The 24,756-nt window shown below is 34.8% G+C and carries 21 protein-coding genes; 14 read left to right on the top strand and 7 right to left on the bottom strand.

Annotated features, from left to right (window positions below; all coding sequences use genetic code 11):
* The first annotated feature begins 3 nt into the window (after positions 1-3).
* Entirely contained in the window at positions 4-1,851 is a 1,848-nt protein-coding gene (locus RUH95_RS00560; protein ID WP_313890866.1) for an SEC-C metal-binding domain-containing protein, read from the top strand.
* Between the two features lie 73 nt (positions 1,852-1,924).
* On the opposite strand, the gene RUH95_RS00555 is transcribed toward RUH95_RS00560, so the two are convergent.
* Positions 1,925-2,560: a pentapeptide repeat-containing protein gene (locus tag RUH95_RS00555; protein WP_313890865.1), complete on the bottom strand. Its 636-nt coding sequence runs from the start codon at positions 2,558-2,560 to the stop codon at positions 1,925-1,927.
* Positions 2,561-2,704: 144 nt separating this feature from the next.
* Positions 2,705-3,868 carry a pyridoxal phosphate-dependent aminotransferase gene (locus RUH95_RS00550; protein WP_313890864.1) on the bottom strand — a complete coding sequence of 388 codons (1,164 nt, stop codon included), beginning with the start codon at positions 3,866-3,868 and terminating at the stop codon, positions 2,705-2,707.
* An 85-nt stretch (positions 3,869-3,953) separates the two neighbouring features.
* On the opposite strand from RUH95_RS00550, the gene RUH95_RS00545 reads away from it, so the two are divergent.
* The 3 genes from RUH95_RS00545 to RUH95_RS00535 all read left to right on the top strand — a co-directional run bounded on the left by RUH95_RS00545 (position 3,954) and on the right by RUH95_RS00535 (position 5,899).
* Positions 3,954-4,733 carry a carbon-nitrogen family hydrolase gene (locus tag RUH95_RS00545; protein WP_313890863.1) on the top strand — a complete coding sequence of 260 codons (780 nt, stop codon included), beginning with the start codon at positions 3,954-3,956 and terminating at the stop codon, positions 4,731-4,733.
* 24 nt (positions 4,734-4,757) lie between these two features.
* Complete coding sequence (locus RUH95_RS00540; protein ID WP_313890862.1) at positions 4,758-5,234, top strand: PaaI family thioesterase; 477 nt, start codon at positions 4,758-4,760, stop codon at positions 5,232-5,234.
* 86 nt (positions 5,235-5,320) lie between these two features.
* A complete protein-coding gene (locus tag RUH95_RS00535; protein ID WP_313890861.1) occupies positions 5,321-5,899 on the top strand; it encodes a YitT family protein in 579 nt (192 codons plus the stop codon).
* A 702-nt stretch (positions 5,900-6,601) separates the two neighbouring features.
* Here the strand turns inward: RUH95_RS00535 and RUH95_RS00530 are convergent.
* Together RUH95_RS00530 and RUH95_RS00525 are read right to left on the bottom strand one after the other, a co-directional pair.
* Positions 6,602-7,039, bottom strand: coding sequence for a GNAT family N-acetyltransferase (locus RUH95_RS00530; RefSeq protein WP_313890860.1), 438 nt, complete (start codon positions 7,037-7,039; stop codon positions 6,602-6,604).
* Between the two features lie 16 nt (positions 7,040-7,055).
* Complete coding sequence (locus tag RUH95_RS00525; RefSeq protein ID WP_313890859.1) at positions 7,056-8,324, bottom strand: MFS transporter; 1,269 nt, start codon at positions 8,322-8,324, stop codon at positions 7,056-7,058.
* 208 nt (positions 8,325-8,532) lie between these two features.
* Between RUH95_RS00525 and RUH95_RS00520 the strand changes: the two genes are divergently transcribed.
* On the top strand, positions 8,533-10,083 hold the full coding sequence (locus tag RUH95_RS00520; protein WP_313890858.1) for a Ppx/GppA phosphatase family protein: 1,551 nt from the start codon (positions 8,533-8,535) through the stop codon (positions 10,081-10,083).
* The gene (locus RUH95_RS00515) at positions 10,080-12,173 is read left to right on the top strand and encodes an RNA degradosome polyphosphate kinase (protein WP_313890857.1); all 2,094 of its coding nucleotides are present in this window, start codon (positions 10,080-10,082) and stop codon (positions 12,171-12,173) included. Before RUH95_RS00520 ends, RUH95_RS00515 begins: the two co-directional genes overlap by 4 nt.
* A 56-nt stretch (positions 12,174-12,229) precedes the next feature.
* Here RUH95_RS00515 and RUH95_RS00510 read toward each other — a convergent pair whose 3' ends face one another.
* Both RUH95_RS00510 and RUH95_RS00505 read right to left on the bottom strand, forming a co-directional pair.
* Positions 12,230-12,505, bottom strand: coding sequence for a hypothetical protein (locus tag RUH95_RS00510; protein ID WP_313890856.1), 276 nt, complete (start codon positions 12,503-12,505; stop codon positions 12,230-12,232).
* Positions 12,506-12,520: 15 nt separating this feature from the next.
* Positions 12,521-13,393 (bottom strand): TetR/AcrR family transcriptional regulator, encoded by an 873-nt coding sequence (locus tag RUH95_RS00505; protein ID WP_313890855.1) that lies wholly within the window; start codon positions 13,391-13,393, stop codon positions 12,521-12,523.
* Between the two features lie 186 nt (positions 13,394-13,579).
* Here RUH95_RS00505 and RUH95_RS00500 point away from each other — a divergent pair, with 186 nt between their 5' ends.
* A complete protein-coding gene (locus RUH95_RS00500) occupies positions 13,580-15,049 on the top strand; it encodes a DHA2 family efflux MFS transporter permease subunit (protein ID WP_313890854.1) in 1,470 nt (489 codons plus the stop codon).
* A gap of 53 nt (positions 15,050-15,102) precedes the next feature.
* Here the strand turns inward: RUH95_RS00500 and pepF are convergent, their stop codons facing one another.
* On the bottom strand, positions 15,103-16,914 hold the full coding sequence (gene pepF / locus RUH95_RS00495) for an oligoendopeptidase F (protein ID WP_313890853.1): 1,812 nt from the start codon (positions 16,912-16,914) through the stop codon (positions 15,103-15,105).
* 491 nt (positions 16,915-17,405) lie between these two features.
* On the opposite strand from pepF, the gene RUH95_RS00490 reads away from it, so the two are divergent.
* The 7 genes from RUH95_RS00490 to efeO all read left to right on the top strand — a co-directional run bounded on the left by RUH95_RS00490 (position 17,406) and on the right by efeO (position 24,754).
* Entirely contained in the window at positions 17,406-18,581 is a 1,176-nt protein-coding gene (locus RUH95_RS00490; RefSeq protein WP_313890852.1) for an ABC transporter substrate-binding protein, read from the top strand.
* Between the two features lie 71 nt (positions 18,582-18,652).
* Positions 18,653-19,528 (top strand): branched-chain amino acid ABC transporter permease, encoded by an 876-nt coding sequence (locus RUH95_RS00485; RefSeq protein WP_313890851.1) that lies wholly within the window; start codon positions 18,653-18,655, stop codon positions 19,526-19,528.
* Between the two features lie 13 nt (positions 19,529-19,541).
* Positions 19,542-20,492, top strand: a complete 951-nt coding sequence (locus tag RUH95_RS00480) for a branched-chain amino acid ABC transporter permease (RefSeq protein ID WP_313890850.1) — start codon at positions 19,542-19,544, stop codon at positions 20,490-20,492.
* Entirely contained in the window at positions 20,482-21,270 is a 789-nt protein-coding gene (locus RUH95_RS00475; RefSeq protein ID WP_313890849.1) for an ABC transporter ATP-binding protein, read from the top strand. Before RUH95_RS00480 ends, RUH95_RS00475 begins: the two co-directional genes overlap by 11 nt.
* A complete protein-coding gene (locus RUH95_RS00470) occupies positions 21,263-21,970 on the top strand; it encodes an ABC transporter ATP-binding protein (protein ID WP_313891503.1) in 708 nt (235 codons plus the stop codon). Before RUH95_RS00475 ends, RUH95_RS00470 begins: the two co-directional genes overlap by 8 nt.
* A gap of 121 nt (positions 21,971-22,091) precedes the next feature.
* A complete protein-coding gene (locus RUH95_RS00465; RefSeq protein ID WP_313890848.1) occupies positions 22,092-23,642 on the top strand; it encodes a sensor domain-containing diguanylate cyclase in 1,551 nt (516 codons plus the stop codon).
* 260 nt (positions 23,643-23,902) lie between these two features.
* On the top strand, positions 23,903-24,754 hold the full coding sequence (efeO, locus tag RUH95_RS00460) for an iron uptake system protein EfeO (protein WP_313890847.1): 852 nt from the start codon (positions 23,903-23,905) through the stop codon (positions 24,752-24,754).
* Positions 24,755-24,756 lie beyond the last annotated feature (2 nt).

The raw sequence follows: 24,756 nt of genomic DNA, 5'->3' as shown, positions 1-24,756 counted from the left end.
CTCTTGATAGGAAGAAATGATCCTTGTACCTGTGGAAGCGGGAAGAAGTATAAAGCATGTTGTTTAAGTAAAGAGAAAGTAGTTTCAATAGATGAGCAAGTGAACGAAGAGCTACATAATATTATGTATCAATTTTTTACGAGTCATCCTAGCCCAAAGGAACAAATGGAAATTTATAAATGGCTTGGAGAAAGAGAAGCTATTTTAGCTGAGCATTATGAAAATGAAAAAGCTAGTGCGATTATGGGAGATAGTTATTATTTTAGTTATCGAGTAGATATTTGGAATGATTTTTTAATAAAAGCAGCAAATAAAACAGCAAGACCTAGAGTGAAAGCTATTTTGGAGGAATGGAAAAACCCGAAAGTACTCCTTGCACGAGTCGACAAAGTACAAGATAATCGGGCTGTTTTAAAGGATGTTTTCACAAATGAAAAAGCCGAAATAGAAATACAACAATCCTTCACCGCAGCAAAAGGGGACTTTGTATTTGGACATGTATTACAAGATAATAGGGTAAGTGATTCCTTTTATATCGTGTTAAATAGCTTAGTCACTTTACCTGTAAAAGATGAGCATCTTATACAAGAAGTAAAGGAACTTTTTGCTAGGTCTACATGTGATTCCTTGGAGGAATTTTACAATAAATATATCATTGAATGTTTTATAATGCTTGGCTATAAAGAAAATAATATAACAGATATGTTTAATGAAGAGGAAATAAAGCTGATCGATGAATTGCATTCATGCCTTGTTGAGATGGATATAAAAAGTGATGCTTTAATGTCTTTATTCATCCAATTTATCCAGCAAAAAGGAATCCCGAAAAATATAAAAAAACCATTAGCGATTGTAGCAGGTGCAGTTCAAGTGGGAATGCTTTATGAGTTTATCCCGAATGTATGGACAAAAAAACAAATTGCTCAATTTTTTGATGTTTCTAGTAGCACAGCAAACAAGTATGAAATGCAAATCGAAGACTTTTATGGAACAGAAGTATCAATAGAAGAATTACATGACAAAACAGTATTTGCTTTTGAAGTTGGTACAGATGCTTCATCAGCTGAATATACAAACTGGGAACTAGCGATGCATATGGATACGGTGAGTATCAAATCGGAGAAAGAAATGAGCAGGTATATAGAAATTTTTAAAAACAAAGAGTATGAACCAAAAAACAAACAGGAAGAATCACAAAAATACGCATATGAAGCATATACAAGTAAGCATGGGGTTTATCGACAGACATCGGCCAAACTAGCAAACTTGTATGATCCAACAAATGTGGATGCGCTTTTATTGATGGCTGATTATCCAGAAGAAGGTACTCCAAGTGAACTGTATGAAAAAGCAATAGAGATTGGGAAGAATAAGTTCGACTCTACTTTTGATTCTGCATGGGGGTATGTACCGAACCGTCCATATTTACGAGCATTATTTAAATATGGCTTATGGCAGTTTTCAGAACGAAATTTTAAAGAAGCTTTCAAGTTATTCAATGAACTGCTTCAGTTAAATGCGGGAGATAATCTAGGAGTTCGCTATCCGACTGTTGCCGCACTTATCGCATTAAATCGGATGGAGGAAGCAGAAAGTTTGATGGATCATTACAAAGAATCAGACAATGCTTTTTTCAGTTGGTTTAGATGGGCGATAGAACGAAAGAGAAATTTCTTTGGACAAACGACACAGGAATTTTTTGATCTAGCAAAAGAGGATAATGCATTCGTTGCCAAATATTATCGAGATAAAGTAGAGCCTTTACCTTACCCAGGAAAAATTGCTATAACACCTGATAGTCCAGAAGAAGGTAAGGTCATTTGGACTTTGTTGCATGCTATTATAAAGTAATGTAGATCAAATCAAAATAAACGCATAGATGCCCCATGAATTAGCGTATTGGGGGGCATCTGTGCGTTTTATTTCACTCCATTATTATTAAGCCAAGCAGAGCAGCAAATTGAATCGCTTGGTTAGAATTTACTTTGCAGCCTTTAAGATCTTCCAAAGATACAGTAAGTGCTTCAAAAGTAGAATTACTAATATCTATCCCTTTAAGTGGTGTTTGTTCAAAGTTGGCACTGTTAATATTACATAAATTGAATTCGATGTTTTTAAATTTGCAATCATAAAAATCTGAATTAACTAATGAAGCCTCTTGAAATACTACTTTTTCTAACTTTGAATTTCCGAATCCAGTTAAGTTCAATATAGAATTATCAAACAAGACATTGCCAAAACGGGACTCTGTAAAATCCACGCCTAGTAATTTGCAATTCTTAAATGTGACTCTGTGTATGGAGGAGCTTCTCAAAATAGCATTTGAAAAATCACAGTTCTCAAAAACAACATCTGTAATGTCGATATGACTAAAATTCGTATTGTTAAACTTACAATTTTTCAAAGACATTCTAGATAAGCGGGCTCTATCAATCGCTTCATTGGCGAAAAAAGAATCATTAATCGTGCACATATCAAGCTCCGGCTCTTCTTGATATAAAATATCTTGGAAATTCATTGTAGGCAAATCATAGGGGATTTTCGGTGCATCAATTTTCATCTAATTACCTCTCTCAAAAATATAATTGGTCATTTGTTAAAGCAATAATGAATAATACCTTACCATAGTAACTGTAAGGTATTATTCATTATAATAAAAGACTATATTTTTGTCGGACTTTGTGTGCAATGTTCGATAGTTTGCTTAGAACAAGTTAAGTTTTGCAATTCGATCAACAGCTTCTTTCAAGCGTTCCTCGTTAACGAGTAAACCTACGCGTACATATCCTTCTCCATAAGTACCGAAACCATTGCCTGCTGCAACTGCTACGTCAGCTTTATCGAGCAATAAATCGGCGAATTCCTCACTTGTGTATCCTTCCGCAACAGGTAGCCATGCAAAAAAGGATCCTTTAGGGGCTTGTACATGCCAACCAATAGCAGTGCAAGCATCTATTAACGCATTTCTTCTTCCTTCGTACAACGAAACTAATTCGTCTACACATTGCTGATCTTCATTGAGTGCAGCAGCAGCGGCAGCTTGAACAGCAGGGAAGAGGCTCACGAATAAATGATCTTGTATTAAGTTAATCGCTTCAATCATTTTAGGATTTCCGACTGCAAAGCCAACACGCCATCCAGCCATATTGTACGTCTTCGAAAGTGTATACATTTCTACTCCAACTTCTTTTGCTCCTGCAATTTGTAAAAAACTAACTGGCTTAACATCGTCAAAACCAATTCCACCGTATGCAAAATCATGTACGACTGCGATGTTAGACTCCTTCGCTAAAGCAACTGTTTCTTCAAAAAACTCTTTCGTTGCTGTTGCTCCAGTTGGGTTATTTGGATAATTTAAATACATTAACTTTGCAGCTTGTTTTTGCTCATCTGTTAGTGCTGTGTAATCGGGTAAAAAATTGTTTTTTGCAAGGAGCGGCATTGTGTCGTATTTAACACTGGCTAGACCAACTCCAGATAAGTAATCAGGATAGCCCGGGTCTGGTAGGAGCATTAATTCATTTTCATTCATCATGGCAAGTGGTAATTCTACTAATCCAATCTTTGTACCGAACATAATTGCCACTTCTGTATTTGGATCAACGTCCACATTGTATTCTCGTTTATAAAAGTTTACAGCAGCTTGTTTTAACTCATTTGTACCTCTGAACGGAGAGTATTTATGCGTTTGTGGATTCGTAGCAGCTTCTTGTAATGCTTTCACAATATGCTCAGGAGTCGGTTGATCTGGATTTCCTTGTCCAAGATTTATTACATCTCTTCCTTCTGCAATAGCAGTAGTTACTTTTTGAACAAGTGTTGCGAAAAACTGAGTTGGTAGATTTTTTAATCGATTTGAAAAGTCCATTTGATTTACCTCTTTTGCTTAATATTTGCATATATTAGACAAATCTTATAACCTTTTTGGTATTATGTCTATAGGTGGTGGCGAAATGAAAATTGCATGTGTTCAATTAGATATTGCTTTTGGAGAGCCAAAAGACAATTTTAGTAAAGTAGAAAATAAAATTTGTGAAGCAGCTTCTTTAGGAGCAGAAATAGTCGTGTTGCCTGAAATGTGGAACACTGGCTATGATTTAACGCGGTTAGAAGAAATTGCAGATGTGGAAGGCATTGAAACTAAAAATCTATTTAGTAAGCTTTCGAAAGAATTGCAAATACATATAGTTGGAGGATCTGTTTCTACTAAAAAAGGAGGCAAGTTTTACAACACTATGTACGTTACGAATGCGTCTGGTGAATTAATTGCGGAGTACGATAAAGCACATTTATTTAAATTAATGGACGAGCATCTTTATTTGGAAGCTGGAAACGAAAAAAATTTATTTACGCTTGATGGCATCAAAATGGGTGGAATTATTTGTTACGATTTACGCTTTCCAGAATGGACAAGAGCCCATACATTAAATGGTGCTAAAATAATGTTTATTCCAGCTGAATGGCCAGATAAACGAATAGATCATTGGAAAACGTTATTACAAGCTAGAGCGATTGAAAACCAAAGCTTTGTTGTAGCAGTAAATCGAGTAGGACAAGATCCAAACAATACATTTGACGGTAATTCGATGGTAATTGCTCCTTGGGGTGAAGTTCTATGGACTGGAGCAAATGAAGAAACAGTTGAAATTATCGAAGTTAATTTAGCTGAAATTGAAGAAGTAAGAAGCAGAATTCCTGTTTTTCAAGATAGAAGAGAGGAATTATATCAATAATTTCAAACAAAGGGGATATGAGGAATGGGACAAGTTATTCATGCGATACAAGATGATTATGCGGACGATTTTGCTTGGTGTTTCGGGTGTGGAAGACTGAACGAAAATGGCTATCATTTTCGAACTTATTGGAATGGGGAACATACAGAAACGGTTTACGAGCCAAATGAACAGCATATTGCCATTCCCGGATTTGTTTATGGGGGCTTAATCGGTTCACTTATTGATTGTCATGGAACTGGATCGGCTGCACTTGCATTACATCGTAAAAATGGATTTGAGCCTGGAAGTGGAGAAGTGCCACCAAGATTTGTAACTGGCTCGTTACATGTTGATTTTCTAAAGCCGACGCCACATGGTGTTGCGTTAAAAGTAGTAGGCAAGGTGGAAGAAATTCATCCGAAAAAGTGGAAAGTAATGTCTGAAGTATATGCTGGAGATGTGCTTTGTGCTAAAGGGGAAGTAATAGCCGTTGTAATGCCAGCATCTTTTGCACAATAATGAATACTATTCAAACACAGAATATATTTTTCTGTGTTTTTTTCTTTCTCTAAACATATATATAAATAAGCAGAAAGGTGGGGAAAATGGGTTTTCTCTATAAGTCTCTCATTATTTTATTGGGGAGTGTATTAGTTTCTATCGGTATTAACTTTTTTTTAGTTCCTTTTCATCTATTGGATGGTGGAGGGATTGGAATTGGTTTAATTATTCATTATTTGTTGGATGTGAAAGTTGGACTTGCAATTATGTGTATAAGTTTACCGATTTTTTTAGTGGCATGGGTGTATTATCGAACGTATTTTTACAATGGTATTCACGGATTATTGTTTTCTTCGGTAGTTATTGATTTTTTGTATCCTTTACATATTGCAGGAGAAAAATTTATAGCGAATGAAATGCTAGGGGCAGTGTGCGGAGGTATTTTTGTAGGAATGGGTGTTGGATTAATGCTGAAGTTTGATACATCTATCGGTGGAACGGATTTATTGGCACAAATGATTGCGAAGTTTTTGCGGATTAATCCAGGTTTATCTATTTTGAGTTTTGATTTCCTTGTAGTGATAGCTGGTAGTATTGTCGTTGATTCTGTTTCGTTGCTCCATTCATGTCTGACGGTAATTTCTGTAGGTGTTACCACTACGCTTATATTACGAAAGCGTTAATAAAAAAAACTTGCAAAATGACGCCCGGTCCTTTAACTTAGCGAAGCAGTTTCCGACTCGCTTCTGGCTTCTCATTAGGCTATACGATGAAAGGTAAAATTTTTAAAGCTTGTTGAAAGTGGCTGCGCCGCTTCCAACAAGCTTTTTGTTCGGTCATCGTATGGCAAATGTTCGCCTTCCGCTCGCTGGAAACTTCCGTGCCAATTAGGTAAATATTTTTGCAATAGGAGAAACAATTTACATTCTAACTATTACGTAGGCTGCCAAAGATGTAATTTAGGCAGCTTTTTGTAGGTTTTTAGAAAGAGACACTTCTACATTTGAACATAGAGTGGAGAGGTAGATGACAAATTTAATTCATATGAAAATGGTCAGTCTATTTCTAACTAGAAGTGTTGATGATCTTTTTCTCTTCCTCTTACATGAAAGGACTTAAAATAGAAAGAACATGAATACACTCCCATAAGCAGGATGGATGGAGTGAAAAGCTGCGACTCCAGCGGGAACAGCGCGAGCTGAAGACCCTGGACTGAGCGCAGCGAAACTTTGTTTTGCGACGAGTAACCGCAGGAGCACAGGAAGCGGCTGAAGCCGTGCCCGCGGAAAGCGTCCGCTTGAAACGAAATCCACTTTTTCTACATGTATAAACTTTCTCACTATAAAAAAGGTGTTGTAAGCGCAATTTGGCTTACAACACCTTTTTTATAGTGAGAAAAAGTAAAAATGATTCGTTTCTTTGTGGAATCCAATTTTTTCATATAGTTTTTGTGCAGGGATATTTTCCTTCTCTGTTTCTAAAAGGATGCCTTTTGCACCTGTTTGCTCTGCATACGCAATTGTTTCTTTTATTAGCCTGTCGCCAAAGCCTTTGCCTCTACCACTAAATGTTACATACAAATCGTTTAATATCCATAAACGTTTCATACTAACAGATGAAAAAGAGGGGTAGAGTTGAACAAAGCCTACAGCAGAATCTCCTTCGTATGCAATGAAAATAACGGAATCCTCCTTGCGTAAACGTTCCTCTATGAAGTTCCTAGCAGCACCAACATTAGAATCTTGTCTATAAAAGATACGATATAAATCGAACAGCTCGGTTAATGAATCTAAATCTTGTAATGTTGCTTTACGAATGCTCACTTGAATACCTCCTCAATTATATTGGATTTACAGTTTCACTACTCTTAGGTTCAGGAACTTTCGCTAAAATAATAATCCCGATGATAAATAAAATAACTAAACTGAATACACCATAATTTGATTTTCCAGTAAGTTGTGCAGTTATTGCTACGAGTAACGGACCCATAATGGAAGCGAATTTACCAAAAATATTATAAAAGCCGAAAAACTCATTTGCTTTTTCTTTCGGAACTAACTTACCGAAATACGATCTACTTAATGCTTGTATACCACCTTGGGAAGTTGCTACGAGCATTGCAAGTATCCAAAAATCGACAACGGTTTCCATGAAAAATGCGTAAATACATACAATAATATAAATAATAATTCCTACATAGAGCATTTTTTTCTCGCTAAATTTCCCAGCAAGTTTGCCAAACAAAATGGCAAAAGGTGCAGCAACTACTTGCGTCGCAAAAAGAATAATTAATAGACTAGTAGAGCTTAAACCTAGGTCTGTCCCATAAGCAGTAGACATAGCGATAATTGTACCAACACCATCAATATAGAAAAAATAAGCTAGTAAAAATAAGAAAAGTGTACGATATTGACGAATTTCTTTAAACGTATTAGCTAATCGTTTAAAACTTTGCAAAACAATATTCCCATCACGTTCGATGAAATGAATTTGCTGTATATTTTTGAACATCGGAATAGAAAATATGATCCACCATATTGCAGTAATTAGAAAAGCAATTCTACTAGCGTTTGTCGTAGACAAGGCGATGATTTCTAATTGAGATAAAATAATAATAGCTATACTAATTAAAAATGGAATTGTACTTCCTATGTAGCCAAGAGCAAAACCGTGTGAAGATACTTTGTGCATACGTTCATCTGTCGATACATCTACGATAAAACCATCGTAAAAAACATTAGCACCAGTAGCTCCAAGTGCAGCAACTGTATAACATATTAGTAATAGTAGCCAATTATCAAATGGAACAAAAGCAAGTAAAGCGGTAAAGGTCACTCCAAGCACAAAGAAAAAGGTGAAAAACTTCTTTTTCATCCCTCTATAATCTGCAATTGAGCCTAAAATTGGTCCAAGCATAGCTAAAATGAATGTGAAAATAGCAATTGTATATCCTAAATAAGCTGTAGAATCTGCAGCACTAACGCCTGCTTCGGTTGCGGATGCTTTATAAAAGATAGGAAATACAGCTGTAGTAATAATGATAGAGTAGGCAGAAGAACCCCAGTCATAGAGTGCCCAACTGTTCTCTTGTTTTGTAAAACTTTTCATCTCATTAAATTCCCCCTTGTATATTCCATATTGTACATGATTAAGCGCCATTTTAGTGAAATATTCTAAAAAATTACTTAAGTTTAACATATCACTTGTTGTATACTTAAAGTAATTTATTGAATATTTAGAACCTGTTTTTACAATATCTTTACAATCAAAAATACCTTTTGCGCTTAAAATACTTAAGTAAGGGAGTAGAGTAATTTTGACAAATAAAACAACTAAAAAAGCAATTATCGACATTGGATCAAACTCTATTCGCCTCGTTGTATATAGTTACAACTCCGAACAAGGCCTTGTAGAACATCATAATTTTAAAACGGTCGCAAGGCTTAGTATGTATATTCAAGAGAATGGTAATTTAAGTGATGATGGAACAAAAGTATTAGTGGAAACACTTTTAAAATTTAAAGAAATTCTTGCTGATATTCATGTAGAAGAGGTTTTTGCAGCAGCTACGGCCGCTATTCGACAAGCAAAAAATCAACAAGATATATTGGAATTTGTAGAAAAAGAGGTTGGCTTTATGCTAACAGTACTTACAGCAGAGCAAGAAGCATATTTTGGTCATTTAGCAGTTATTCATACGACAAATATTCGAACTGCTGTCACGATTGATATGGGTGGGGGGAGTACAGAAGTTACTTACTTTATCGAGAAAAATCTTATCCATTCGCATAGTTTCCCTTTTGGTGCCGTTTCACTCAAAGGCAAGTTTATGAAAGGATTGACTATGACAGACGTAGAAAAAGCAGAGTTAGTTAACTATGTTCAAGGGCAGTTTCAAACGCTTGATTGGCTAGTTAATGCAAGAGTTCCTATTATTGCGATTGGAGGAAGTGCACGAAATATTGCACAAGTAGATCAGCAACGTAAAAACTTCCCGTTAAATGGAACACATCAATATGAGCTAAATGCAGAGGATTTACACTATATTAGCTATCATTTTGCTCAATGTTCTTTAGATGGACTTAAAAAAATTGATGGGTTATCAAGCGATCGCGCCGACATTATTGTGCTTGCATTAGAAACGTTTCGAACATTTATGTCTGTAGTACAAGCACCTGTCTTTATGTACAGTAAAAAAGGGTTGCGTGAAGGAATTATTATTTCACAAATTCACGATCTATTTCCAAATGATTTCAATAAAAATGAAGTAACGAAAAAAGCGATACGACATGTTTTAGGGAAATTTAATGTTTCGGAAGATAGCACACTACATTTATATGATATTTTTACGACTATTTATACGAAGTTTTGCGAATGGGGTTATATGGATGTTTTTGAAAACGAGGAGTTTTTAAAATTTTCGTATCAATTATTTCATATAGGAAGACATATTGATAATGATGCTGTGAGTCAGCATACTTTTTATTTATTGACGAATTTAACGCTGGATGGAGTTTCGAACCTTGAAAGGTTAAAGATGGCTTTATTGGCTTCGTATCAAAATAAAGATACGTTTAAGCGATACGTCGAACCTTATCAGCATGTAATAGGGGAGAAGGAGCTCAAGCAACTGAGGGATATTGGCGCATTATTAAGATTTACGCATGGCGTCGACGTATTAGGAAGATCTAATATAAAAAATATTACGGTCGAAAAAAATGCGGAATCAATTATGCTTACATTTTTTGTAGAAGGAAATTATTTATTAGAAAAATATCAAGCGGAAAAGCTGAAGAAACATTTAGGGAAAATATGCAGCTGCGAAGTAATTATACAATTTGAAAATGTGGAGGAGACTTATATATGAAAGAGAATAGCATAGAAGATCATCCATTTAATAATTACGCCTATTATAATAATCGGGAAATAAGCTGGCTTGCATTTAACGAACGGGTATTGCAGGAAGCGGAAGATGAGTCTAATCCTTTATTGGAACGATTGAAATTTTTGGCAATATTTAGCTCTAATTTAGATGAGTTTTTCATGGTGCGAGTCGCTGGTTTACAAGATCAAGTACGTGTTGGGTACAATAAACCAGAAAATAAAGCAGGACTCACGCCAAAAGAGCAGCTTGCACGCATTTCTAGCATTACGAAAAACCTTGTAAGCAAGCAAATGAAAATTTATAAGGAATTAATCGAAACAAAACTCCCGAAAGTAGGCATTTCGCTGTTAACGTATGCGCAGTTGTCGAATGAACAAAAGCATGAATTACATGCTATTTTTGAAGAAGAGATTTATCCCGTGTTAACACCGATTGCAGTAGATGCTTATCGACCTTTTCCAATATTATTAAGCAAAACGATGAATATTTTAGTCATGATTGAAGATGAAAGAGATAAAGAGCTAGACCAATCTAAAATTGCAATCGTTCAAGTTCCATCTGTTCTGAAAAGATTTATCCAAGTTTCTACAAAAGATGGATCGTATGCGGCAGTGTTATTAGAAGACGTTATTATAGCAAATATTCATAAATTATTTCACGGCTATCAAGTGAAGCATTCAAATCCTTTCCGTATTACGAGAAATGCTGACTTAACGATTCATGAAGAAGGCGCAAGAGACTTACTTATTGAGATTGAAAAAGAATTGAAAAAGCGGAAGTGGGGAGCGGTTAGTAGATTAGAAGTTAAAACATCCGAAATTAAACAAAAAATATTACATTATTTATTGGACGAGCTAGAAATTTCACTTGAAGATGTGTATAAAATAGAAGGACCTCTCGATCCAACATTTTTATTTTCATTTATTAAAACATTTGAAGGTACATATGAGCATTTGTTTTACGAGAAGTTTATCCCACAGTTGCCGCTAGATATTCAGCGAGAGGAAAATATATACTCGAAAGCATTGACGCAAGACTTGTTTTTCCATCATCCATACGAGTCATTTCAACCAATTGTAGAGTTTATAGAAAAGGCGGCGGATGATCCGAATGTGTTGGCGATTAAACAAACATTATATCGGGTGAGTGGAAATTCTCCTATTATATTGGCGTTAAAAAGAGCTGCGGAAAATGGCAAGCAAGTGACTGTTTTAGTCGAGTTAAAAGCCCGCTTTGATGAAGAAAAAAATGTACATTGGGCCAAAGAGCTTGAAAAGGCAGGCTGCTTGGTGATTTATGGGATGCATAATTTAAAAACCCACTCGAAAATTACACTAGTTATCCGCAGACGAAATAATAAAATCGAACAGTTTGTTCATCTAGGCACAGGAAATTATAATGACCAAACAGCGCATACATATACCGATATGGGGATTATTACGACAAATAAAAAGATTGGTTCTGATGCGACTCAGTTTTTTAACTTTTTGAGCGGTTATACGGATAAACCAGAATACAATAAACTAGTCGTTTCTCCGTTTGATATTAGAGATAAATTCCTTGTGTTAATAGATGAAGAAATAGAGTATCATAAAGCTTTTCAAAACGGGCATATTATTCTTAAAATGAATTCTCTGACGGATAAGGACTTAATATTGAAATTGTATGAAGCTTCTTCCGAGGGGGTGAAAATTGATCTGATTGTCCGAGGTATTTGTTGTTTACGTCCCCAAATACCTGGTGTAAGTGAAAATATTACGGTCATCAGTATTGTCGGAAGGTTTTTAGAGCATTCGAGAATTTATTGGTTCCATCGGAATGGGGCATCAAGATTGTTTTTATCTTCTGCGGATATGATGACAAGAAATATGGTTAAGCGTGTAGAAATATTGTTTCCAATTTTAGCACCAACAATTAAAAGACGTATAATGGGAATTTTAGAACTGGAGTTAAATGATACGGTGAAGGCAAGGATGCAAGATGCAGACGGGAATTATCATTTTATTGAAACAGATGGGAATTCGAGTAGTAGTCAGCAAAAACTACTAGAACTCGCGTTTAAAAAGGCATAAAAAGAAAAGACTATCTCTAGTAGTAGAGGAAACTCTACTAAAAGATAGTCTTTTTCTTACACAATACGCTCTGCTGCTTTTGATACAACGAATGCTAAATCTTCATTGCCAAAAAGCTGAAGTACTTCTAAAACAGTTCCTGTATCTACCTCTATTAAATCTTTTTCGGTATCTTCCATCGCTTTTAATAGCATCGTATTCTTTAGTTGACTTGGATAAGCTTCCTCATACAATATTTGGGCATTTAAATCATGATTTGCGCACCATTGTGTAAAAAGGTGAATCATAATATTCTCATCTTCTTGATACTGTTCAATCACTTTATCTTGCATGTATAGTCATCTCCATTATGAAATTGAATCGATCACTTTCCATAAATTTGTGGAAAGAGCTTTTGATTGTGGATACAAAGATGATTCTTTAAAAACAGTTGAAAAAGTTTGCATGACAGTTGCAAGAAGAAACTTTCTAGGATGTTCCAAATTGAATTCGTCTAGAACGAATTCTAATAATTGTAATTCGTTCGTTTGTAGTTCTTCTTTGTTTTGTTCATACAAGTCTTTTAATTGTTGAAGAACAAGTTCTTTCGTTATATGTGCTTCATCTATATGCTTTTCATAGTAACGAGCATCAACGAGTGAATCCTTTTCATTGGCCATATCGTAAATAAGTGATTCGATGCGCCGCATAACAAATTGTACTAGTTGTTTTTCTGTAATACCCTTCGATTTAGCTGTCCATGGGTGTTGTATTTGTTGAATCATGCCGAGCATAAGTATGGCGCAATCAACAGAAACTTCCTTTGTTTGCTCTCCGAAAATATCGACTAAACGTTTGGAAAGCCAAAAAATTTCGTCCTCATGTCCTATTTTTACAAGATCCCGAAGTTCGGATTCGCGTGTATGAAATATGGCAATAAAAATAGGGATTAAATTTCTTTCTCGATACACTTCCAAACGGACTGATAGTTGCTCAATAAACATATCCTTTTCTGATATATCCAATTGTAGAAGCAACTTCCTTCTCTTTAACTCAACTTCTTCTTTGGCATCTTCAATAATAGCGATAACACACTCATTTTTAGAAGAGAAATAGTTATAGAAAGTTCCCTTAGAAATTTTTGCTTCATCTATAATATCTTGCACCGATGTAGATATATATCCTTTTTCTATAAAAAGTCGTTGCGCGGTTAATAGTACATTTCTTTTTCTATTATTCATATTTTCATCACCTTTATACTACTAGTATAATTCATATATTAACCGTATAATCAACATTTATCAAATATTTTTCATGTAAGCGTTTTACATAGTTGCATTTTTTGGACTATGAGTATAAAATATTCAAAGTGATGTACAAAGGGTACAAATAATATACACAAGGTACAAATAGGGGGAAATGAATAAATGAAAGAGATGCAACAAAAACCACCGTATGCGATGATTGCCATTCTTTTTATAGGCGCATTCATTGCTTTTTTAAATAACACACTACTAAATGTCGCTTTACCAACTATTATGACTGAATTCGATGTAACACCATCAGTTGTACAATGGTTAACGACGGGATATATGCTTGTGAACGGTATATTAATACCAGCAAGTGCATTTTTCGTACAAAAATTTACGAACAGAAAATTGTTTACTACTGCAATGGTATTCTTTTCAGTTGGGACAGCACTAGCGATATTTGCTCCAGCATTTTGGGTGTTAATTGCAGCTCGTATGATTCAAGCAGTAGGTTCTGCTATGATGATGCCATTATTAATGAATGTCATGTTAACAGCTTTTCCAATAGAGCGTCGTGGTACAGCTATGGGGATGTTTGGACTTGTAATGATTTCCGCTCCAGCTATTGGTCCAACACTTTCTGGTTGGGTTATCGAACATTATGATTGGAGAATGTTATTTATAATTGTGTTGCCATTTGCAATTGGTACGCTATTATTATCTATATTTAAATTAAGAAATATTACACCAAATAGAGATGTAAAATTAGACGTTTTTTCACTTGTATTATCAAGTATTGGATTCGGAGGTTTGTTGTACGGGTTCAGTTCTGCAGGGGATAAAGGATGGGGTTCACCGCTAGTTTACGGAACAATTATTATTGGGGTAATTGCTTTAGTAACTTTTATCTTGCGCCAGCTTCGTTTAGAAGAACCAATGTTGGAATTTAGAATTTATAAATATCCAATGTTTGCATTATCATCTGCCGTTTCGATTGTAGTTTCTGTTGCAATGTTCTCTGGGATGATTTTAACACCTCTATATGTCCAAACGATAAGAGGAATTTCTCCTTTAGATTCCGGTTTATTAATGTTACCAGGGGCACTTGTAATGGGAATAATGTCACCAATTACAGGGAAGCTCTTTGATAAATACGGTGCGCGAGTATTAGCGCTTACAGGGCTTACAATAACTGTTGTAACAACATTTTATCTGAGTAAGCTCGAGTTACATTCAGGATATTACTATATTATGGCGCTTTACACTGTTCGTATGTTCGGTATGTCTATGATTATGATGCCAGTTATGACAAATGGTTTAAATCAATTACCTATGAAAATGAATCCTCATGGAACAGCTATGAACAATACATTACAGCAAGTTTCAGGTGCTATAGGATCTGCAATACTTCTTACAATTATGAATAAAAGAATGGAATCTGCTGGAGTGGATCTTTTAGCAAAAGCGACTGCAGCTGGAAATATACCAACTTCACCAGAAGGTATTGCACAAATGCAAATAGAGATTGGGAAGACTGCGATGTTAGATGGTATTAACTTCTCGTTTTGGATTTCAACTTTTGTAGCAATTGTAGCACTAATTTTAGCGTTGTTTATTAAACGAGTAAAAATAGTAAAAGAAAAATAATGGTTATATTTAAAAAAACGCCCAAAGAATCTGTTGATTCTTTGGGCGTTTTTTTACTTTCCTTCGATTTCTTCCGTTAGTGACACAAGCTCGTCAATTAAAGAGCCAATATAAGCAATTGTATTTCGAAGTGGTTCATCGGTTGTAATATCCACAGCTGCCATTTGAGAAAGCTCAACTGGCGATTTTGTACCTCCAGCTTTTAGCACATCAATCCATTCATCCACTGCGACTTGACCTTCACGAAGAATTCGCTGAGAAACTTCTGTAGAAATAGTTAAGCCCGCGCTATATGTGTACGGGTATAAGCCCATATAGTAATGCGGCTGACGCATCCACGTAAGTTCAGCACCTTCAGTAATTTCAACAGCATCTCCCCAGAACTCTTCTAATACACTTCGCTTGTATTCGTTTAATATTCCCGCATTAACATTTAAACCTTGGTCAATTCTCTCATACACCTTTCGCTGATATTCAGCCTCTAGTAAATGCGTAACAAAGTTATGATAATACGTTCTTGCTACTATTGAAGAAATAACCCAACGCTTAAATTTCGGATCGTCTGAGTTTGCTAATAAATGATTTGCAACAAGCATTTCATTCATTGTAGATGGCGCTTCAATAAAGTAAGTAGAAGGGCGAGCGTTAAATATATGCTGTTCTTTGTTTGTATAATAAAAATGACCAGCATGACCTAGTTCATGAGCGAGTACAAATACTTCATTCATTCTACTAGACCAAGAAATTAGAATATATGGATGGTTGCCGTATGGACTTGAGCAGAATGCGCCAGTTGATTTCCCTGTATTTTGAGCAAAATCAATCCAACGTTCTTTATACGCTCTGTCGACCATCGTCACGTATTCTTCACCCATAATACTTAGTGCATCATCAATATATTTCTTCGACTCTTCAATTGTAATTTTAGGTTCATACGTAGGATCGAGAGAAATTTTCAAATCGGCAAATGTCATTTTTTCAAGACCATGAACTTTTTGAAGCAGTTTTGCATATTTACGCATATGTGGTGCTAATTCTTTCGATATTAAATCAATTTGACGATCGTAAAGAGAGCGATCAACTTCTTGGTTTAACAATAAATAATCGAATATAGAATTATAACCTCTAATATCTGCCGTTGTTTTTTCTGTCTGTAAATGCATATCATATGTTTTCGCTGTAGTATGTTGATATTCTTTTAACTTAGCTGAAAATGCTTGGAATGCAGCTCGTCTAACAGCTGTATCTGTTTCAGCTTCCCAGTCATTTTCGAAGGACACATAGCTTAGCGGATACGATTTTCCGTCTACTTCAAAATTTTCGAAAGCAATATCAATCATTTTAGTTGTATCGTATAACTTATAAGGTGCGTTAAACGTAGTTGAATACGCAGCAAGTGTTTTTTCTACCTCTGGGTGCAATTGGTACTGTTTTTTAATAAGAAGTTTACTTAAATAATTTTGATAAGTAGGAGAGAGTTGAATTGCTTCCTGAATCATTTCATTCGACAATTCTACAAGTTCACTATTTACGAAAGATAATTTACTATTAATTTTAGCTGAAAGTGAGCCAAATTTACTTGCGCGCATTTGTGCTTCTGTATTTGTTTGGTCAGTACTTAAAGATAGGCTTGCATATGTTCCAGCAGGGACTATTTTTTCATAAATAGCAGCGTATTCTTGTAAAGCACTAATAATAGAAGATGCACTATCGATGTTTCCTTTGTGCTTTTCTTCAAAAATTGCTACTTCACTTTCGATTTCTAATAATGCCCCATTAAAGCTATCCTCTGTAGTAAACAAATCAGCCAAATTCCATGTTTCTTCAACTAAAATTTCCGAACGTGCAGGTAAACTTTTAACCATTTTTATCTCTCCTTTGTATTACGGATGTCGAACTAATAATTAGTATATAGAACAATAGGATAAAAGTAAAAGAACAAATCACTATTTTGCTAAAATTCAAATAAATAGAAAAAATATTAGTGACAATGATAAAATAATCCAAAAAAACCATTAAGAAAAAGATAGAAATTTAATAAAACGAACTAATTAAACGGATAGAAAATCCAGTTTACTAGATAAGTTTTTTCATATTTATGGGAAAAATATGACGGGGAAAGCGTATGATATATGGGTTTAGGTGCAAACGGGCAAACGTTATATTAATGTAATGTTTCAAATTTTCTAATTAAACTAAAAAATTAGTATAGACTGAATATGAACTTTGAATTACAATGAAGTTGTTCTAAACAACAAATAGATTAGTTCTGAATCTCTACTTGTAGAATAAGAGAAAGCAAGTAGTATATGTTATAAATTCAGAATTATCTAATTACAATAGGGGGTATTATTATATGAAGAAATCGAAATTTGCTTCACTGTTCCTAGCATCTACACTGTTAGTTGGGGTACTAGCAGGATGTTCTGGAGGAGACAAAGAAAGTGGTTCTGAGGGTGATACAATTAAAATCGGTGCCAATCTGGAACTTTCTGGTGCAGTAGCATCATATGGTACATCAGAAGCAGATGCAATTACTTTAGCAGTTGATGAAATCAATGCTGAAGGTGGTATTGATGGGAAGAAAATCGAAATTATAAAAGTTGATAACAAATCAGATGCAGCAGAATCAACGAATGCTGCGATTAAATTAACTAGTAAAGATAAAGTAACTGCTATTATTGGAGCTGCAACAAGCGGTAACTCTGTAGCGCAAGTACAAATTGCTAATGATAGTAAAACGCCAATGATTTCTCCATCTGGTACAAGTACTACTGTTACAGTAGGGGAAGATGGTTCTGTAAATGAATTTGCATTCCGTACAGCATTTATCGATCCTTTCCAAGGAACAGTAGCTGCTAACTTCGCTGCAAATGAATTAAAAGTTAAAACAGCAGCAGTATATGCTGATAACGCAAGTGATTATGCAAAAGGTCTTGCTGCTTCATTTATTAAAGATTTCGAAGCTGCTGGGGGCACAATTGTTGCTGAAGAGTCATATGTAGCAAAAGATACGGATTTCCGTTCAACATTAACACGTATCAAGTCAGCTAACCCAGAATATATTTTTATCCCTGGATACTATGAAGAAGTTGGGTTAATTGTTAAACAAGCTCGTGAACTAGGAATTACTGTTCCTCTAATGGGAGCAGATGGTTGGGATTCTCCAACACTTGTTGACCTTGCTGGTGCTGCTGCATTAAACAATACGTACATCATTACTGCATACTCTGCAGAAGATCCAGACGGTAAAGCAAAAGCATTTGCTGACAAATTCACTGAAAAATATGGTGAAGCTCCTAACTCATTCCATGCACTTGGATATGACACGGTTTACTTATTAAAAGATGCAATTGAAAGAGCTGGATCATTAGATGGTACAAAAATTAAAGAAGCCCTTGAAGCAACGGATAAACTAGAACTAGTTACAGGTTTATATTCAATGGATGAAAATCATCACCCAATTAAATCTGCATCTATTATTGAATTCGTAGATGGAAAACAAGTATTTAATACAAAAGTTAATCCATAAGAGTAAATCGCTAAATAATGGAGGGATTAATATCCCTCCTTTTCTATTTTTAATTAAAGGAGTGAAACTTCATGGAATGGATTCAACAATTAATTAACGGTATTTCACTCGGAAGTATATACGCATTAATCGCACTAGGCTATACGATGGTATATGGAATTATTAAGTTGATTAACTTTGCACATGGGGATGTGTTCATGGTTGGATCATTTATCGGATTTTATTCTATTACTATTTTTGGCTTAGGATTTTTCCCAGCACTTATTATTTCAATGGTTGCCTGTGCTATATTTGGCGTAGTTATTGAACGTATTGCTTATAAGCGCTTACGAAATGCAACAAGAATTGCAGCACTTATTACAGCAATCGGTGTTTCTTTATTAATTGAATACGGTGTAATTTATATTAGAGGAGCGCAGCCGGAAGCATATCCAGACATTTTTTCAAATCGCTCATTTTCTTTCTTAGGTGCACAAATTAGTATTCAATCCATTTTAATCCTTTCTGTTTCTGTCGTATTAATGATTTTACTACAGTTTATTGTGCACAAAACAAAAACAGGCAAAGCAATGCGTGCGGTTTCACATGATACAGAAGCTGCAAAATTAATGGGCATTAATGTAGATAATACAATTTCTGCAACTTTTGCTATTGGTTCAGCTTTAGCTGGGGCAGCAGGTGTTATTTTCGGTGTGTATTATACAAAGATTGATCCGCTTATGGGAGTAATTCCAGGAGTAAAGGCGTTTGTAGCTGCTGTGCTTGGTGGAATTGGAATAATTCCAGGAGCAATGGTTGGTGGACTAGTACTTGGAGTTGTTGAGACAGTTGTTAGTGCATTAGGTTTCTCGTTATGGAGAGATGCTGCGGCATTCGTCATTTTAATACTAATTCTAATTTTTAGACCATCTGGAATCTTTGGTAAAAATACACGAGAGAAAGTGTAGGTGGTACATAATTATGAAAAAATCTAAACAGTTTTGGCCATTTATAATAGTAGCGGTATTAGTCTATGCAGTTGTACAAGTTCTGATTTCAACTGGAATGATGAGTCAATTTTACTCTAATACATTTATATTTATTGCCATAAACATAATTTTAGCAGTTAGCCTACATTTGGTAATCGGAATTACTGGACAATTTTCAATTGGTCATGCAGGGTTTTTAGCAGTTGGTGCTTATGTTTCTGCAATTGTTACGATGAAGTTAGATCTTCCTTTTGCATTAGCAATTTTTGTAGGGGGACTTGTAGCAGCTTTAGCGGGATTAATCGTTGGTATTCCAAGTTTACGACTAAAGGGAGATTATTTAGCAATTGCTACGTTAGGATTTGCAGAAATCATTCGGATCGTTTTCTTGAATATTGATTATGTTGGTGGGGCAGCTGGAATGCAAGTATCCCACTTAACGAATTGGACGTATGCGTTTATTTGTTTAGTTATTACAATTGTTGTCATCGTTAATTTTACTAATTCGAGGCATGGAATTGCTGCAATTTCCGTTCGTGAAAATGAAATTGCGTCAGATGCAATGGGGATTAACACAACTTATTATAAAGTAATTGCATTTGCAATCGGATCATTTTTTGCTGGTGTAGCAGGTGCGTTGTTCTCGCATAACTTCTACATTATTCAACCGAGTCAATTCGGCTTTTTAAAGTCTTTTGATATATTAATATTTGTTGTACTTGGTGGACTAGGTAGTCTTTCAGGTGCTGTTCTTTCAGCTATATTACTAACTGTGGTTTCTACGTATCTTCAAGGGTATCCTGAAACACGAATGATTATTTATAGTCTTGTTTTAATCTTAGTTATGCTTTATCGTCCAAAAGGATTAATGGGTACGATGGAAATTACAGATTATTTCAAGCTGTGGAGAACGCCAAAAGGAGGCGGTCAACATGGAAAATAAACCGTTATTAGAAGTGAAAAATGCAGGAATACAATTTGGTGGTTTAAAAGCAGTTCAAAATTTGAATATGTATTTGAATCAAGGTGAATTAGTTGGCCTTATTGGCCCTAATGGTGCTGGTAAAACAACAAGTTTTAACCTTTTAACAGGTGTGTATGTACCTACAGAAGGGGATATTATTTTTAATGGAGAACGCATTAACGGCTTGCAACCCTTTAAAGTAACTAGAAAAGGGATAAGTCGCACATTCCAAAATATTCGCCTTTTTAATGAACTATCGGTATTAGACAATGTAAAAGTTGCTTATCATTCACTTGCAAAACACTCGATTGTTAGTTCTATTTTAAGGTTGCCATCTCACTTTATTGGCGAAAAAGAAATGGAAGAAAAATCGATTGAATTTCTAAAGATTTTTAGTTTAGATAAGTACAAAGATGAGTTAGCAAAGAACTTACCGTATGGTCAACAACGTAGGTTAGAAATTGCTCGTGCATTGGCTGCGGGTCCAAAGCTTTTATTATTAGACGAACCAGCAGCGGGTATGAATCCTCAAGAAACGAAAGAATTAATGGAGCTTATAGCGTTTGTTCGTGAAAAATTTGATTTAACGATTTTATTGATTGAGCATGATATGAATTTAGTTATGGGTGTGTGTGAAAGAATTTATGTACTAGATCATGGTCAACTTCTTGCAGAAGGTTCACCGGAAGAGATTCGTAACCATCCAAAGGTTATTGAGGCTTATTTAGGGGAGGAAGTTCACGATGACAATGCTTAAAGTAGAAAATATAGATGTGTATTACGGAAATATTCAAGCAATTAGAGATGTTTCTATTGAAGTAAATGAAGGTGAAATCGTTACGTTAATTGGTGCGAATGGTGCAGGGAAAAGTACGCTTTTAAAAACATTATCTGGGCTTTTAAAACCTAAAACTGGGAAAATAGAGTTTTTGGATAAAACGATTGCTGGTAAACAAGCTCAATCGATTGTTAAAGCGGGAATATCGCATGTTCCAGAAGGACGTCGTGTATTTGCAAACTTAACTGTGGAAGAAAACTTGGAGTTAGGAGCGTTTTTACGAAAAGATAAGGCAGGAATTCATGCGGATATGCAAAAAGTATATGAGATTTTCCCGAGATTATTAGAGCGTAAAAAACAACATTCGGGGACACTTTCTGGTGGAGAGCAGCAAATGCTAGCAATGGGCCGGGCTATTATGGCTAAGCCAAAGCTTGTCTTGCTAGATGAGCCGTCAATGGGTTTAGCTCCTTTAATGGTTAAAACGATTTTCCAAGTAATTAAGGATATTAATGCAGAAGGAACAACTGTTTTATTAGTTGAGCAAAATGCGAATATGGCATTATCTGTTGCAAATCGTGGGTATGTAATCGAAACTGGAAAAGTTGTTCTTTCTGGTTCTGCACATGATTTACAAACGAGTGAAGAAGTAAAACAAGCTTACTTAGGTGGACATTAATAGATTATAAAAACTTTCATTGAGCGTGATAGCTTAATGAAAGTTTTTTATTTTTTAACATATATTTCATGTTATTATTATAGTTATACATTTTCAAGCAACTTACATTGAGGGAGATATTATGAAAAGATCACTTAGATTTTGGATATTAATGCTAACGACTTTTACTATAGTAGGTATTATTAGTAGTTCTTTATTTTCCGGTTACATAGTTACGAAAAAAAGTTTGATCGATGTTTCATTAGAAAATAACAAAGTGTATTCTACGAAATTAGCAAAAATGTCGGATAAGGTTTTTAAAGATATGCAAGAAAACTTAGAATCTAGAAAACAAGATATAATTGGAAATTTTGAAGATGAGACTAAGTTAACGGCGATTTTAGATGAACTACTTGTAAACAGTAAAAATTTTAACTCTTTATCGATTATTGGCAGTGATGGAGTAGCTATTGCTACATCACCCAACATAGGGATTGCAGGGAATAAGATTGATTCTGAAGGAGTACAAGAAGCATTAAGAAAAAAGGCAAATATTATTACAAGTCCATATAAAGCTGTGACAGGGAGGCTATTAATACTAGTTTCAACTCCTTTATTTGATGGAAAAAATAATTATATTGGCATGTTGAATGGAACTATTTACTTGCAAGAGGATAATTTTATCAGAAATATTTTAGCGGAGCATTTTGCGGAAGATGGTTCATATGTATATGTAGTAGACAAAAATGGAACACTCATCTATCACCCTGACGGTGAGAGAATAGGGGAGAGTGTAAAAGGTAATAAAGTCGTTCAACAATTAATGCAAAAGAAAAGTGGAATACTAGAGTTTAAAAATCTAAGTAGTAATCACTTTTTAGCTGGATATACATATATTGATACGAGTAATTGGGGAGTTGTATCACAAACTCCTTATGCGAGTAGTTTAGATAAACTGTCTGCAATTATGTGGAAAATATTTTTATTTTCATTACCTTTTGCTATTATTTTTTATATGGTTGCATACATACTATCTGAAAGACTTGCATCACCATTAAAAAAATTAGCTCTATATACGATGAGTTCGCAAAACGATCGAATAGATGGGAATGACTTGTATATACCTGTTTGGTATTTTGAAGCAAAACAGCTAACGGAAACGATTATTAGCTATCGGAAAAGGCAAGAAGAGACAGTGCAAGAATTTAAAATTAGGTCATTGACTGATCCTTTAACAGGGTTGAAAAATAGAAGATACTCGGAAATATTATTTGCAGATTTAGTAAGTCAAAATAAATTATTTTCTATTATTATGTTGGATATTGATCATTTTAAAAAGGTAAATGATGAATTCGGACATAGTGCTGGGGACGAGGTTTTAAAGTTTATAGCAGAAAAAATGAACAGTGCATCAAGAGTTGGGGATGTATGTACTAGGCTTGGTGGAGAAGAATTTGCAATTATTTTACCGAATGCTTCATTGCAACAAGCTTTTGATGTTGCAGAAAAGTTGCGTCAAATTGTTGAAGAAGCTCTTCCGCCGACTGGGAAACATATAACGATTTCGTCTGGTGTCGGTGAATGGAGACAAAATGAAGAAACGGTTAATGATTTAATGCACCGAGTAGATATGGCGTTGTATGAGGCAAAAGCATCTGGGCGAAACAAAACGATTATTTCTACATTTAAATAATTTTATGAAAAAAGGTTTGGCATAATTGCTGAACCTTTTTTATAAGAAAAAAAGTATATGAAGATTTACCATGAACACTAAGGTTAGGGGTCTTGTAAGTGTAAGAAAGAATCGAATGGATTCCGTTCTCAAGCGGACGCTTTCGATGGGCACAGCTTCAGCTCGTGCTTTTCTTATAGATAGAGAAAAAATTCATTGACTTTTAATTGAAAATGATTATCATTATTAATGTATATACATAAAAAGGAAGAAGGGTATTTATGAAAAAATTCTCAATTATTAATTTTTTGCTTATTACTGGAATGCTATTAACAGGATGTAACAATTCTGAAAATACTGTAGAAGAACCATCTGATACAGTTTCTAACTCAGTAAATCTAAATGCTGAAACAGAAAAATATAAAGAGTTTGCTATTGAGCAAATGGATCAATTTGTAATAGAGACAGAAAAGTTTGTGAATGCTGTTAAATCTGGTGACATAGAATTAGCGAAAGAAATTTATCCTTTAGCACGTATGTATTTTGAGCGATCTGAGCCAATTGCAGAAAGCTTTGGAGATTTAGATCCACGTATTGATGCTAGATGGGCAGATTTAGAAGAAGAAGGAAAGACAAAAGATGATTGGTCGGGATACCATAAGATTGAATATGGTCTTTGGGTAGACAAAACTACAAATGGTTATGAGGATACTGCGGAACAATTATTAAAAGACGCAAAAGAACTTCGTGCAAGAGTTGAAACAGTTGAAGTTTCACCTGATTTAATGATTACTGGAGCAGTTGATTTATTAAACGAAGTATCTACTTCTAAAATAACTGGGGAGGAAGAAATTTTTTCTCATACGGATTTATATGATTTTAAAGCAAATATTGAAGGTGCTGAAAAAATATTTGCTATTTTAAAAGAAAAGATTAAAGAAAAGGATACAAATCTAGTTAGCAATCTAGAGAAAAATTTCACTAACATTAATAAATTATTAGCGAAATATGAAAATGGAAAAGGTCATTATGTTTCATATGAGGAACTTACAAATAACGATACAAAAGCACTTTCAGAAGCTGTAAATCAACTTGGGGAACCATTAAGTCAAATGGGAATCATTATGGAGTGATA

Source organism: Psychrobacillus sp. (genome assembly GCF_032154225.1).
In the GTDB taxonomy this organism is placed as follows: domain Bacteria; phylum Bacillota; class Bacilli; order Bacillales_A; family Planococcaceae; genus Psychrobacillus.
The sequence above is the reverse complement of the archived record's forward strand: the minus strand, read 5'-3'. Positions and strand labels throughout refer to the sequence as shown.

What these genes read in the sequence shown, in the direction of transcription:
- RUH95_RS00555 (WP_313890865.1), bottom strand. Translation starts at nt 2,560, where the DNA reads ATGAAAATTGATGCACCGAAAATCCCCTATGATTTGCCTACAATGAAT.
- RUH95_RS00550 (WP_313890864.1), bottom strand. Translation starts at nt 3,868, where the DNA reads ATGGACTTTTCAAATCGATTAAAAAATCTACCAACTCAGTTTTTCGCA.
- RUH95_RS00545 (WP_313890863.1), top strand. Translation starts at nt 3,954, where the DNA reads ATGAAAATTGCATGTGTTCAATTAGATATTGCTTTTGGAGAGCCAAAA.
- RUH95_RS00540 (WP_313890862.1), top strand. Translation starts at nt 4,758, where the DNA reads ATGGGACAAGTTATTCATGCGATACAAGATGATTATGCGGACGATTTT.
- RUH95_RS00535 (WP_313890861.1), top strand. Translation starts at nt 5,321, where the DNA reads ATGGGTTTTCTCTATAAGTCTCTCATTATTTTATTGGGGAGTGTATTA.
- RUH95_RS00525 (WP_313890859.1), bottom strand. Translation starts at nt 8,324, where the DNA reads ATGAAAAGTTTTACAAAACAAGAGAACAGTTGGGCACTCTATGACTGG.
- RUH95_RS00515 (WP_313890857.1), top strand. Translation starts at nt 10,080, where the DNA reads ATGAAAGAGAATAGCATAGAAGATCATCCATTTAATAATTACGCCTAT.
- RUH95_RS00510 (WP_313890856.1), bottom strand. Translation starts at nt 12,505, where the DNA reads ATGCAAGATAAAGTGATTGAACAGTATCAAGAAGATGAGAATATTATG.
- RUH95_RS00505 (WP_313890855.1), bottom strand. Translation starts at nt 13,393, where the DNA reads ATGAATAATAGAAAAAGAAATGTACTATTAACCGCGCAACGACTTTTT.
- RUH95_RS00500 (WP_313890854.1), top strand. Translation starts at nt 13,580, where the DNA reads ATGAAAGAGATGCAACAAAAACCACCGTATGCGATGATTGCCATTCTT.
- pepF (WP_313890853.1), bottom strand. Translation starts at nt 16,914, where the DNA reads ATGGTTAAAAGTTTACCTGCACGTTCGGAAATTTTAGTTGAAGAAACA.
- RUH95_RS00490 (WP_313890852.1), top strand. Translation starts at nt 17,406, where the DNA reads ATGAAGAAATCGAAATTTGCTTCACTGTTCCTAGCATCTACACTGTTA.
- RUH95_RS00485 (WP_313890851.1), top strand. Translation starts at nt 18,653, where the DNA reads ATGGAATGGATTCAACAATTAATTAACGGTATTTCACTCGGAAGTATA.
- RUH95_RS00480 (WP_313890850.1), top strand. Translation starts at nt 19,542, where the DNA reads ATGAAAAAATCTAAACAGTTTTGGCCATTTATAATAGTAGCGGTATTA.
- RUH95_RS00475 (WP_313890849.1), top strand. Translation starts at nt 20,482, where the DNA reads ATGGAAAATAAACCGTTATTAGAAGTGAAAAATGCAGGAATACAATTT.
- RUH95_RS00470 (WP_313891503.1), top strand. Translation starts at nt 21,263, where the DNA reads ATGCTTAAAGTAGAAAATATAGATGTGTATTACGGAAATATTCAAGCA.
- RUH95_RS00465 (WP_313890848.1), top strand. Translation starts at nt 22,092, where the DNA reads ATGAAAAGATCACTTAGATTTTGGATATTAATGCTAACGACTTTTACT.
- efeO (WP_313890847.1), top strand. Translation starts at nt 23,903, where the DNA reads ATGAAAAAATTCTCAATTATTAATTTTTTGCTTATTACTGGAATGCTA.